Origin of the sequence: Pseudomonas sp. KT_2_4, assembly GCF_041410225.1 — a bacterium.
Taxonomy (GTDB): domain Bacteria; phylum Pseudomonadota; class Gammaproteobacteria; order Pseudomonadales; family Pseudomonadaceae; genus Aquipseudomonas; species Aquipseudomonas paracarnis.
This window is the reverse complement of sequence record NZ_CP166962.1, coordinates 4,674,983-4,687,188: the sequence shown is the minus strand read 5'-3', so window position 1 is coordinate 4,687,188 and position 12,206 is coordinate 4,674,983. Positions and strand designations below refer to the sequence as shown.

Genomic DNA, 12,206 nt, shown 5'->3' with positions numbered 1-12,206 from the left:
ACTCACCCATAGAGCGCCACCCAAGCCATGCACCTCCAGAGAATTCGCATGCAGACTTTTTTTATCGCGCCCACCGATTTTGGTGTGGGTCTGACCTCCATCAGCCTTGGGCTGGTGCGCACCCTGGAACGGGCCGGCCTGAAAGTCGGTTTTTTCAAACCCATCGCCCAGCCACACCCTGGCGATACCGGGCCGGAACGCTCCACCGAGCTGGTGGCGCGCACCCACGGCCTGAAACCGCCGCAGCCCCTGGGCCTGGCTCACGTGGAGCGCATGCTCGGCGACGGCCAGCTCGATGAGCTGCTCGAAGAGATCATCACCCTTTACCAACAGGCAGCCGTAGGCAAAGACGTGCTGATCGTCGAAGGCATGGTGCCGACCCGCAGCGCCAGCTACGCGGCACGGGTCAACCTGCACCTGGCCAAGAGCCTGGACGCCGAAGTGATCCTGGTCTCGGCGCCGGAAAATGAAGTGCTCACCGAGCTTTCCGGCCGTGTGGAATTGCAGGCCCAACTGTTTGGCGGTCCCAAAGACCCGAAAGTGCTGGGCGTAATCCTCAACAAGGTACGCACCGACGAAAGCATGGAAGCCTTCTCGGCGCGCCTCAAAGAGCATTCGCCGCTGTTGCGCAGCGGCGATTTCCGGCTGCTCGGCTGCATCCCCTACCAACCCGAGCTGAATGCCCCGCGCACCCGCGACGTGGCCGACCTGATGGGCGCGCAGATCCTCAACGCCGGCGACTACGAAAGCCGGCGCATGACCAAGATCATCATTTGCGCACGCACCATGCGTAACACCGTCGAGCTGCTCAAACCCGGCGTGTTGGTGGTGACCCCGGGAGATCGCGATGACATCATCCTCGCCGTCAGCCTGGCCGCCATCAATGGCGTGCCGCTGGCCGGGCTGCTGCTGACCAGCGACACCCTGCCCGACCCACGCATCATGGATCTGTGCCGGGGCGCCTTCCAGGCCGGGTTGCCGGTGTTGTCGGTGAGCACCGGCTCCTATGACACCGCCAACCAGCTCAATAGCCTCAACAAGGAAATCCCTATCGATGACCGCGAGCGTGCGGAAATCATCACCGACTTCGTCGCCAGCCACCTCGATGCGCGCTGGCTGCACCAGCGTTGCGGCACGCCGCGGGAGATGCGCCTGTCGCCGGCGGTGTTCCGTTACCAGTTGATCCAACGCGCCCAGGCCGCCAACAAACGCATCGTGTTGCCCGAAGGCAGCGAGCCGCTGACCGTACAGGCCGCCGCAATCTGCCAGGCCCGCGGCATTGCCCGTTGCGTGCTGCTGGCCAAGCCTGCGGATGTGGAGGCAGTCGCCCGCGCCCAGGGTATCGACCTGCCCGAAGGCCTGGAGATTCTCGACCCCGACCTGATTCGCCAACGCTACGTGGAGCCGATGGTCGCCTTGCGCAAGAGCAAAAGCCTCAACGCGCCCATGGCCGAGCAACAACTGGAAGACACCGTGGTGATCGCCACCATGATGCTCGCTCTCGACGAAGTGGATGGCCTGGTCTCCGGCGTTATTCACTCCACCGCCAATACCATTCGCCCTGCCCTGCAACTGATCAAGACCGCGCCGGGCTGCACCTTGGTGTCGTCGGTGTTCTTTATGCTGTTCCCCGAGCAGGTACTGGTGTACGGCGACTGCGTGATGAACCCGCACCCAAGCGCTGCGGAACTGGCGGAAATCGCCCTGCAAAGCGCCGACTCGGCGGCCGCGTTCGGCATCACGCCACGGGTGGCGATGATCAGCTATTCCAGCGGTGACTCGGCCAGCGGCGAGGAGGTGGAAAAAGTCCGCGAAGCCACCCTGCTCGCCCACGAACAACAAAGCTCGCTGCTGATCGACGGCCCGTTGCAATACGACGCCGCCGCCAACGAAAACGTCGCCCGACAACTGGCGCCCAACAGCCAGGTGGCAGGCAAGGCCACCGTCTTTGTATTCCCGGACCTGAACACCGGCAACACTACCCACAAAGCCGTACAACGCAGCGCCGATTGCGTGAGCCTGGGGCCGATGCTCCAGGGCCTGCGCAAACCGGTCAATGACCTGCCACGAGGCGCCCAGGTGGACGACATCGTGTACACCATCGCCCTGACGGCGATCCAAGCCGCCAACCGACCCATGGATATCTAAATGCTGGATTTTCTACCTGCCGCCGTGCGCGGGGTGATCGCTTCGCTGTTGCTGGCGCTGAACACGATCCTGCTGTGTTCGTTCCTGTTTATCGTGGCGCTGTTCAAGGCGCTGCCGTTCGCCAAGCGCCTGAGCGAATGGCTGATGAACCACACCCATGAAGCCTGGGTCACCAACAACAAGGGTTGGATGAACCTGGTGCGCCGTACGCGCTGGCACCTGACTGGCCTTGAGGGCCTGGACTACCAGCACTCGTACCTGGTGACCAGCAACCATCAGAGCTGGGTCGACATCATGGTGTTGCAGTACGTGCTCAATCGGCGCATTCGCCCCCTGAAGTTCTTCCTCAAGCAAGAGCTGATCTGGGTACCGGTGATTGGTCTGGCGTGGTGGGCGCTGGGCTTCCCCTTCATGAAGCGCTACAGCAAGGCTTATTTGGAGAAGCACCCGGAGAAGAAAGGCAAAGACCTGGAAACCACGCGCAAGACCTGTGCGAAGTTTCGCGACAATCCCGTGGGGATTTTCAACTTTGCCGAAGGCACACGCTTTACGCCGGGCAAGCATGCGCAGCAGCAGTCACCGTTTCGCTACCTGCTTAAACCCAAGGCGGGTGGCATTGCGTTTGTGTTGGATGCCATGGGCGAGCAGCTCAAGTCACTGATCAATGTGACCATCCACTACCCCGCCGGGCGCCCAGGTTATTGGGATTTGCTGTGCGGTAACGTGAAGGACGTGGTGGTGCACTTTGAAGAGGTGCAGATACCGGCCGAATTCATCGGCAAGAATTATGAGCAGGATGGGGAATATCGACTGGCGTTCCAGGGCTGGATCAACCAGTTGTGGCAAGACAAGGATGCATTGTTGGAACAGCTGCACAAAGACTTTCCGGCCAGCCGCTGATCAACATGTGGATGCAATTTAATGTGGGGGCTGGCTTGCCTGCGATAGCGGTGGATCAGCTAAGGATCAATAAACTGACAGTCCGTCATCGCAGGCAAGCCAGCTCCCACATTGACCGAGTCCACATTTGAGAATATGTAAAAAGCCCGCCACCGGGTAACCGGTGGCGGGCTTTTTTGTGCGGCAATAAAGCTTAGATCGCGCCGCGCTGACGCAACAGTTCCAGCACTTGCTTGACGCTGTCTTCCAGCGACAACGCCTGGGTGTCGATCACAAGGTCGGCATTCAGCGGCACGTCATACGGGAAGGATTCGCCAGGGATGTTATCCCCACCGGCCGCGTACAAACCTTGCGGGTCACGCTCGGCGCACACCAACGGCGATGCCTGCACGTAGACGGTCAGCAGTCGGTCCGCACCAATCAGCGCCTTGGCCTGTTCACGGCCTTCGGCATCCGGCGCAACGAAGGCTGCCAGGGTCAACAGGCCGGCTTCATTGAACTGACGCGCCACATGAGCGGCACGACGCCAGTTCTCGGTACGCCCGGCACGGTCCTGCGGCAACCCTTTGTTCAGGTCGTGACGCAGGTTCTGGCCGTCCAGTACGAACACCGCACGGCCCATGTCGAACAGCTTGCGCTCGACCGCATAGGCCAGAGTGCTCTTGCCTGCGCCCGACAAGCCGCTGAACAACACCGTGGCCGGCTGCTGGCCGAAACGCAGGGCGCGCTCTTCGGTGGCGACATGCGCCAGGCTGCCGTGCTGCGCAGCGCCGCCATGACCCACCGGTGGCGCGATGATCATGCCCGCGGCGACCGTGCCGTTGGTCAAGCGATCGATCACGATGAACGCGCCGGTGGTGCGGTTGCTGTCGTAACCGTCCAGGGCGATGGCGGCGTCCAGGCTGACCTTGACCCGACCAATTTCGTTGAGCTGCAGCGAACTCGCCGGGCCTTCGGCCAGGGTGTTTACGTCCACGCGGTGCACGATGCTGGTGATGGAACCCGGCACGTAGCTGGTGGCGCGTTTGATGTCGTATTTCTTGCCCGGCAGCATCGGTTCTTCAGCCATCCACACCAGCATGGCGTCGAAGGCGTCGGTCACTTGCGGCACGTTGTCGGCATGCACCAACAGGTCGCCACGGGAGATGTCGATCTCATCTTCCATGGTCAAGGTCACGGCCTGGCCTGGGCCTGCGTGTTCCAGCTCACCTTCAAAGGTGACGATGGATTTGACGCGGCTGCTCTTGCCCGACGGCAATACCACCACTTCGTCACCCTTGTGCACGATGCCGCTCGCCAGGGTGCCGGCAAACCCACGGAAGTTCAGGTTCGGGCGGTTGACGTATTGCACCGGGAAACGCAGGTCGGTGTAGTTGCGGTCGTTGGCGATCTCGACAGTCTCCAAGATCTCCATCAGCGACTGGCCGGTGTACCAGGGCGAACGCTCGCTCTTGTTCACCACGTTGTCGCCCTTGAGCGCCGACATCGGCACGAAGGCCAGGGTGCTCGGCTTGAATGCGATACCTTCGGCGAACTTCAGGTAATCGGCCTTGATCGACTCGAATACGCTTTGGTCAAAGCCGTTGATGTCCATCTTGTTGATGGCCACCACGATGTGTTTGATGCCCAGCAACGAGGCGATGTAGCTGTGACGACGGGTCTGGGTCTGCACGCCGTAGCGGGCGTCGATCAGGATGATCGCCAGGTCACAGGTAGACGCACCGGTGGCCATGTTGCGGGTGTACTGCTCATGGCCGGGGGTATCGGCGATGATGAATTTGCGCTTGGCGGTGGAGAAATAGCGGTAGGCAACATCGATGGTGATGCCCTGCTCACGCTCGGCCTGCAGGCCATCGACCAGCAACGCCAGGTCTATATCGTCACCGGTGGTGCCGGACTTCTTCGAGTCGCGGGTAATGGCTTCCAGGTGATCTTCGTAGATCATCTTGGAGTCGTGCAGCAGGCGCCCGATCAGGGTGCTCTTGCCGTCATCGACGTTGCCGCAGGTCAGGAAGCGCAACATCTCTTTGCGCTCGTGCTGGCCCAGGTAGGCGAGGATGTCCTCGCTGATCAAATCAGATTGATGCGACATGACAGCCCCTTAGAAATAGCCTTGACGTTTTTTATCTTCCATCGAGCCTGCACCATCGTGGTCGATGACACGGCCCTGGCGCTCGGAAGTTCGCGTCAGGAGCATTTCCTGAATGATGTCCGTCAGCGTCTCGGCTTCGGACTCCACCGCACCCGTCAACGGGTAGCAGCCAAGGGTGCGGAAACGTACTTTCTTTTTGACGATACGGGCTTTGTCTTCGTCGGACAGGTGCTCGAGGATGCGGTCGTCGTCGATCATGATCAACGTGCCGTTCTTCTCGATCACCTCGCGCTCGGCGGCGAAGTACAGCGGCACGATCGGAATGCCTTCCAGGTAGATGTACTGCCAGATGTCAAGCTCGGTCCAGTTGGACAGCGGGAACACGCGGATCGACTCGCCCTTGTTGACGTTGCCGTTGTAGACGTTCCACAGCTCCGGGCGTTGGTTCTTCGGGTCCCAACGGTGCTTGCTGTCGCGGAACGAGTACACGCGCTCTTTGGCACGGGATTTCTCTTCATCGCGACGGGCACCGCCGAATGCTGCGTCGAAACCATGCTTGTCCAGCGCCTGCTTGAGGCCCTCGGTCTTCATGATATCGGTGTGCTTGGCACTGCCGTGGGTGAACGGGTTGATGTTCTGCGCCACGCCATCGGGGTTGATGTGGGTGATGAGGTCCAGCCCCAATTCCTCGACCATCTTGTCGCGGAACTTGTACATCTCCTGGAATTTCCAGCGAGTGTCGACGTGCATCACCGGAAATGGCAGTTTGCCCGGGAAGAAGGCCTTGCGTGCCAGGTGCAGCATCACGGCGGAGTCTTTACCGATCGAGTAGAGCATCACCGGGTTATCGAACTCGGCGGCGACCTCGCGGATGATGTGGATGCTTTCCGCCTCCAGCTGTTTCAGATGCGTCAGTTTGTCGACCATGGTTACTCACGGAAAAACGATCTTATGGACGGCCAGCGGGCCGTGTTCGAGCGAGGCATGCTAGCACAGCAACTTCTTCTATTTAGGGAGCCAGCTAGACCGAAACGATATATGAATATGCCGCCGAGTTTGGCGCCCAACTCGCTCAATGTGGGAGCTGGCTTGCCTGCGATACAGGCGCCGTGCTCCTTCAGGCTGACCGAGGTGATGCCATCGCAGGCAAGCCAGCGCCCACGGTGTTCATGCTGTGCTTTAGATCGGATTGGGGCAGTCGATGAACAGATGCTCCAGGGCAAAGCGCCGCGCCAGATAGTCGCCTAGCGCCTGCACGCCATAGCGTTCGGTGGCGTGATGGCCGGCGGCGATGAAGCTGATGTCGTTTTCCCGGGCGCTGTGGAAGGTCTGTTCGGACGCTTCACCGCTCAGGTACAAATCGACACCCGCGGCAATCGCCTGGTCGATGTAGCCCTGGCCGCCACCGGTACACCAGCCGACGCGGCGAATCATCTCGCTGCCTTCGATCAGCAGCGGTTCGCGGCCCATCACTTCCTGCACGCGGCGGGCGAAGTCGCGGGGTGACAAGGGCTCGGCCAGGGAGCCGACCAGGCCGACGATTTTTGGGTTGCCGGGGTCCAGCGGGCCTTCGACGGTGATGTCCAGGTGGCGAGCCAGTTGCACGTTGTTACCGACATCGGCGTGCAGGTCCAGGGGCAAGTGGTAAGCCAGCAGGCTGATGTCATGCTTGAGCAGGGTTTTGAGGCGGCGCTGCTTCATGCCGGTGATGCATGGGTTTTCGCCCTTCCAGAAGTAACCGTGGTGCACCAGTACCAGGTCGGCCTTGGCTTCGACAGCGGCGTCCAGCAGGGCTTGGCTGGCGGTCACGCCGCTGACGATGCGCATCACTTGGGGCCGGCCCTCGACCTGCAGGCCATTGGGGCAGTAATCGGCAATTTTGGCGCTGCCGAGGTAGCGGTCGGCTTCCTCGACGAGGGTAGTAAGGGGCACGGCCATAAAAGACTCCTAAATATCCCGTTCGCAGGCGTCACAGCCTCGTATAATGCGCGACATTATGGGCGCTCTCCCGCCCCCTGCAACCTGTCAGGACTTACTTGATGCTCAAGGCACTGCGTTTTTTTGGATGGCCATTGTTGGCTGGCGTGCTGATCGCGATGCTGATTATCCAGCGTTATCCCCAGTGGGTGGGCCTGCCCACACTGGATGTGAACCTGCAACAGGCGCCGCAGACCAACACAGTGGTGCAGGGTCCAGTGACCTATGCCGATGCCGTGGTCATCGCCGCTCCGGCGGTGGTCAACTTGTACACCACCAAGGTCATCAACAAACCTGCGCATCCGTTGTTTGAAGACCCGCAATTTCGCCGCTATTTCGGTGACAACGGCCCCAAGCAGCGCCGCATGGAATCCAGCCTCGGCTCCGGCGTAATCATGAGCCCCGAAGGCTACATCCTCACCAACAACCACGTGACCACGGGCGCCGACCAGATCGTGGTGGCCCTGCGTGACGGCCGCGAAACCCTGGCCCGTGTGGTGGGCAGCGACCCGGAAACGGATCTGGCGGTACTCAAGATTGATCTGAAGAACCTGCCGGCCATCACCCTCGGCCGCTCCGACGGTTTGCGCGTGGGCGATGTGGCGCTGGCCATCGGCAACCCGTTCGGAGTGGGGCAAACGGTGACCATGGGCATCATCAGCGCCACCGGGCGTAACCAGTTGGGCCTTAACAGCTACGAAGATTTCATCCAGACCGACGCGGCGATCAACCCCGGCAACTCGGGCGGTGCGCTGGTGGACGCCAATGGCAACCTGACTGGCATCAACACCGCGATTTTTTCCAAGTCTGGCGGTTCACAGGGCATTGGTTTTGCCATCCCGGTAAAGCTGGCGATGGAAGTGATGAAGTCGATCATCGAGCACGGCCAGGTGATTCGCGGCTGGCTGGGCATTGAAGTACAGCCCTTGACCAAGGAACTGGCCGAGTCATTTGGCCTGACCGGGCGTCCAGGCATCGTGGTAGCGGGGATCTTCCGCGACGGCCCGGCGCAGAAAGCCGGCCTGCAACTGGGCGATGTGATCCTCAGCATCGACGGCGCGCCGGCGGGTGATGGCCGCAAGTCCATGAACCAGGTGGCGCGGATCAAGCCGACCGACAAGGTGGCGATCCTGGTGATGCGCAACGGCAAGGAGATCAAACTGTCGGCGGAAATCGGCCTGCGCCCACCACCGGCGACCGCGCCAGTCAAAGAAGAGCAATAACCGTCGCGACCCACGCGCCCGTTCGCGGGCGCTTGTAAGGCCATATTTCTTAGCGATTCATTCTCATTAGGCATGTTATATTGTTTCAATATCGCTATTGGAACGCTCTATCATGTCGTCTCGAAAGTTTGTGCCCCTGGCCGGCCTGGCCCTGGGTTTGCTGCTCGACCCTGCCTACGCCGAAGAAAACACCCTGGAACTGGACACCATCAGCGTCACTTCCGACGCCTATGAATCCGCCACCGGTCCGGTCGACGGCTACCGTGCCACCCGCTCTGCCAGTGCGACCAAGACCGACACGGCCTTGCGCGACATCCCGCAGTCGATCAGCGTGATTCCGGCCACGGTACTCAAAGACCTGGGCAGTACCAGCGTTGAACGCGCCCTGGAATTCGCCGGCGGTGTGTCCAAGCAAAACAACTTCGGCGGCCTGACCCTCTACGAATACAGCGTGCGCGGCTTCACCACATCCGAGTTCTACCAGGATGGTTTCAGCGCCAACCGTGGTTACCCCAGCACCCCGGACGCGGCGAATATCGAGCGCATTGAAGTGCTCAAAGGCCCCGCCGCCAGCCTTTATGGGCGTGGCGATCCCGGCGGCACGGTGAATATCGTCACCAAGAAACCCCAGCCCGAGGCCTTTACCACGCTGCAGACCAGCGCCGGCAGTTGGGACCGTTACCGCACCGCGCTGGATGTGAATACGCCGCTGGACAGCGAGAGGCGTGTGCTGACGCGAGTGAACCTGGCCGTTGAAGACAACCACAGCTTTCGCGATCACGTCGACGCCAAGCGCGTGTTCGTCGCACCCTCCTTCAGTTGGCAACTGGACCCGGACACCACGCTGCTGGTGGAAAGCGAATTCGTGCGCCACAGCTCCACCTTCGACCGGGGCATCGTCGCCAACACCGGCATGTCCCATTCCACCTTCCTCGGCGAGCCCAACGACGGCAATATCCGCAACCACAACAACCGCATTCAGGCGGCGTTGGAACACCACCTCAACGACGCCTGGAAACTGCGCCTGGCCAGCCATTACAAGCAAGGCAGCCTGTGGGGCGATGCTTCGGAAAGCCGAGCGTTGAACGCAGACGGCCACAGCGTCAATCGCCGCTACCGTGAACGCTCCACCGGTTGGCATGACAGCATCACCCAGCTGGAACTGCGCGGGGTGTTCGATATCGGCAGTTGGCAACATGAACTGTTGATCGGCACCGAATACGAGGATTACCGCAAGAAAGAGCGTGTGACGACGATCGCTGGCGACTATCCCATCGACATCTACAAACCGGTGTACGGCCAGCCCAAACCCAACGGCATACGCTCCGGCACTGACTTCTTCGAACAAACCAAAAGCCACGCACTGAACCTGCAAGACCAGATCATCTTCACCGACCGCCTGCGCGGCATGATCGGTGCGCGCTTCGAACACTTCGAACAAAGCACCGACGACTTCACCCGCAACCACGCCAAGAGCCGCCAAACCCACGACGCCTTCACTCAACGCGCCGGCCTGCTCTACCAGCTCACGCCAGAAGTCGGCGTGTTTGCCAACGCCTCCACCTCGTTCAAGCCCAATGGCGGTCTGGATGCCGGTGGCAAGTCCTTCAAGCCCGAAGAAGGCGTGGGTTATGAGGTGGGCATCAAGAGCGAGCTGTTTGACGACCGCCTCAGCGCCACTCTGGCGGCCTTTCATATCGAAAAGGAAAACGTGCTGACTCTGGACCCGGCGACCAACCTCAACCGCGCCATGGGCAAGGCCCGCAGCCAGGGCTTCGACCTGCAAGTAACCGGGCAAGTGACCGACGCAGTCCGCGTGATCGGCGCCTTGGCCTACATCGACGCTGAAGTGACCAAGGGCGACAAAATCATCCCCACGGGCAGCCGCATTCTCGGCGTGGCCAAGCGCAGCGGCAGTGTGTTGGGTGTGTATGAATTCCAGGACGGCGCATTGCGTGGCTCAGACCTGGGCGCAGCGTTCACCTATGTAGGTGACCGCTCAGGCGAAGCCGGCACAGGCTTCGAACTGCCCGCCTACCACACCGTGGATTTGCTGGCCCATTACAAGGCCACGCAGAACGTGACGGTGGGGCTGAACCTCAACAACCTGTTCAATGAAAAGTACTACGAGCGGTCCTACAGCAACTATTGGGTCAACCCCGGCGAGCCGCGCAACTTCACGGTTAGCCTGACCCTTAATCTGTAGATACAGTCAAAATGTGTGGCTTGCCTGCGATGACCATAGGTAATCACGATGCGAAGCGAGCCGCTCTTGAACTTGATCTGCTTGTGATCTTGATCTCAGGCGCCCCGTTAAACCACGCTGGCCGAACGCAGGCTTGAATTCGTGGGTAACCCGGCAGGACGCCGGGTTAGCCGCCCCGCGCCATGGATGGCGCGTGGCGGCGGCCCACGGATTCAAGCCTGTGTTCGGGCACACCGAGCCTAGGCGAGGTGCCGAGTGGTGGGGCAAGAGCCCTTTGGTTACTTTGGGCTGGGCCGGCATTCCGGCTCTTTTCCAAAGTGACCCGCTGTAAAAGCGGAACCCTAAGCAGCCGTTACCGCAGGAATGGATATGTACACAATCCAACTGTGTTGACTGCCATGCCGCCTTCGCGAGCAAGCTGAACTGGCCTAATGATTTTGGACACTTCAATCGGGCGTTATGATAGCGCCCAAATCTGAGGTGTTTGGATATGCGTAAATCTTATTCGAGTGAGTTCAAGCTCAAGGCTGCCAGCATGGTGCTGGATGAAGGCCAGCCGGTTACTGAGGTCTGTGCCAGCCTAGATATCGGCCCCACTGCTCTACGCCGCTGGGTCGATCAAGTGCAGAAAGAACGCCTGGGTTCGACCCCGGTAGGGGCCAAGGCAATTACCGCTGATCAGCGAGAAATCCAGAGGCTCAAAGCCCTACTCAGGGAGAAAGACCTGGACATTGAAATCCTAAAAAAGGCCAGTGCTCTCCTGCTTTTGGACGCCAAAGATCATTCACGCTGATCGATGAGCTGGACGAGCAATACGGCGTTAAAAGGTGTTGCCGGGCGTTTGGGATCAACCGTAGTAGTTTCTACGCCTGGCGCCGGCGCCAGGGCAGAGCAAATCCTGAACGGGACAAGCTCAAAGCCGCGCTGGTCAAGCACCACAGGGCGTCCAGAGAGTCGGCCGGCGCACGTACTTTGTCCAAGGAGCTAAAAGCCAAAGGGCATCGTATCGGACGTTATATGGCTCGCAGTTTGATGCGCGAAGCTGGCATCGCTAGTCGTCAGCGCAGGCGCCATAAGTACAAGTCGCCGGGCGTTGAGGCATTGGTTGCGCCGCACGTGCTCAAGCGAAAATTTGATGTAACGGCGGTTAACCAGGTGTGGTGTGGCGACGTAACTTACATCAAGGTCGGCAAGCGATGGATGTACTTCGCCGCCGTTCTGGATTTGTACGCTCGGAGGATCGTGGGTTGGTCGTTCTCGATGATTTCTGATGCCAATCTGACCTGCGAAGCGCTACGCATGGCGGTTGAGCTACGCGGCCGCCCCCAGGATGTGTTGTTTCATTCAGACCAAGGTTGTCAGTACACCAGTCATAAATTCCGAAACGAGCTTGTGAAACACGGATTTAGACAAAGTATGAGCCGTAAAGGCGAGTGCTGGGACAACGCCCCCATGGAGCGTTTCTTTGGTAGTTTGAAATCAGAGTGGGTTCCTGAAACGGGCTACAAACTGGAACATGAGGCCCAGGCAGACGTGCAGCGCTATGTCTCGCGCTACAACATCAGCAGGCCTCACAGCTACAACGACTACCGGTCGCCGGTCGCGAAGGAAAGGTTGGTGGCGTGAACCTTAATCGGTGTCCAAGATTACTTGACCAGTT

The 12,206-nt window shown here is 60.2% G+C and carries 9 protein-coding genes; 6 read left to right on the top strand and 3 right to left on the bottom strand.

Annotated elements, in window-relative coordinates:
- Positions 1–48: 48 nt before the first annotated feature.
- Together pta and AB9N64_RS21480 are read left to right on the top strand one after the other, a co-directional pair.
- Positions 49–2,148 (top strand): phosphate acetyltransferase, encoded by a 2,100-nt coding sequence (gene pta, locus AB9N64_RS21485; protein WP_003188396.1) that lies wholly within the window; start codon positions 49–51, stop codon positions 2,146–2,148.
- On the top strand, positions 2,149–3,048 hold the full coding sequence (locus AB9N64_RS21480; RefSeq protein WP_014716856.1) for an acyltransferase: 900 nt from the start codon (positions 2,149–2,151) through the stop codon (positions 3,046–3,048).
- Between the two features lie 193 nt (positions 3,049–3,241).
- Here the strand turns inward: AB9N64_RS21480 and cysN are convergent, their stop codons facing one another.
- The 3 genes from cysN to AB9N64_RS21465 all read right to left on the bottom strand — a co-directional run bounded on the left by cysN (position 3,242) and on the right by AB9N64_RS21465 (position 7,078).
- Positions 3,242–5,140, bottom strand: coding sequence for a sulfate adenylyltransferase subunit CysN (gene cysN, locus AB9N64_RS21475; protein WP_003188392.1), 1,899 nt, complete (start codon positions 5,138–5,140; stop codon positions 3,242–3,244).
- Positions 5,141–5,149: 9 nt separating this feature from the next.
- On the bottom strand, positions 5,150–6,067 hold the full coding sequence (cysD, locus tag AB9N64_RS21470) for a sulfate adenylyltransferase subunit CysD (RefSeq protein WP_016971196.1): 918 nt from the start codon (positions 6,065–6,067) through the stop codon (positions 5,150–5,152).
- A gap of 252 nt (positions 6,068–6,319) precedes the next feature.
- Positions 6,320–7,078, bottom strand: a complete 759-nt coding sequence (locus AB9N64_RS21465) for a Nif3-like dinuclear metal center hexameric protein (protein ID WP_014716853.1) — start codon at positions 7,076–7,078, stop codon at positions 6,320–6,322.
- A gap of 101 nt (positions 7,079–7,179) precedes the next feature.
- Here AB9N64_RS21465 and algW point away from each other — a divergent pair, with 101 nt between their 5' ends.
- The 4 genes from algW to AB9N64_RS21445 all read left to right on the top strand — a co-directional run bounded on the left by algW (position 7,180) and on the right by AB9N64_RS21445 (position 12,172).
- Positions 7,180–8,340, top strand: coding sequence for a Do family serine endopeptidase AlgW (algW, locus tag AB9N64_RS21460; protein WP_003188388.1), 1,161 nt, complete (start codon positions 7,180–7,182; stop codon positions 8,338–8,340).
- Positions 8,341–8,452: 112 nt separating this feature from the next.
- Entirely contained in the window at positions 8,453–10,546 is a 2,094-nt protein-coding gene (locus AB9N64_RS21455; RefSeq protein WP_371359662.1) for a TonB-dependent siderophore receptor, read from the top strand.
- Positions 10,547–11,036: 490 nt separating this feature from the next.
- Positions 11,037–11,339 (top strand): transposase, encoded by a 303-nt coding sequence (locus AB9N64_RS21450; RefSeq protein ID WP_014717988.1) that lies wholly within the window; start codon positions 11,037–11,039, stop codon positions 11,337–11,339.
- On the top strand, positions 11,336–12,172 hold the full coding sequence (locus AB9N64_RS21445) for an IS3 family transposase (RefSeq protein WP_371360382.1): 837 nt from the start codon (positions 11,336–11,338) through the stop codon (positions 12,170–12,172). The genes AB9N64_RS21450 and AB9N64_RS21445 overlap by 4 nt, the downstream gene beginning before the upstream one ends.
- Positions 12,173–12,206 lie beyond the last annotated feature (34 nt).

Bases quoted from the DNA above. Each gene is read 5' to 3' on its own strand.
- pta (WP_003188396.1), top strand. From the start codon at position 49: ATGCAGACTTTTTTTATCGCGCCCACCGATTTTGGTGTGGGTCTGACC.
- AB9N64_RS21480 (WP_014716856.1), top strand. From the start codon at position 2,149: ATGCTGGATTTTCTACCTGCCGCCGTGCGCGGGGTGATCGCTTCGCTG.
- cysN (WP_003188392.1), bottom strand. From the start codon at position 5,140: ATGTCGCATCAATCTGATTTGATCAGCGAGGACATCCTCGCCTACCTG.
- cysD (WP_016971196.1), bottom strand. From the start codon at position 6,067: ATGGTCGACAAACTGACGCATCTGAAACAGCTGGAGGCGGAAAGCATC.
- AB9N64_RS21465 (WP_014716853.1), bottom strand. From the start codon at position 7,078: ATGGCCGTGCCCCTTACTACCCTCGTCGAGGAAGCCGACCGCTACCTC.
- algW (WP_003188388.1), top strand. From the start codon at position 7,180: ATGCTCAAGGCACTGCGTTTTTTTGGATGGCCATTGTTGGCTGGCGTG.
- AB9N64_RS21455 (WP_371359662.1), top strand. From the start codon at position 8,453: ATGTCGTCTCGAAAGTTTGTGCCCCTGGCCGGCCTGGCCCTGGGTTTG.
- AB9N64_RS21450 (WP_014717988.1), top strand. From the start codon at position 11,037: ATGCGTAAATCTTATTCGAGTGAGTTCAAGCTCAAGGCTGCCAGCATG.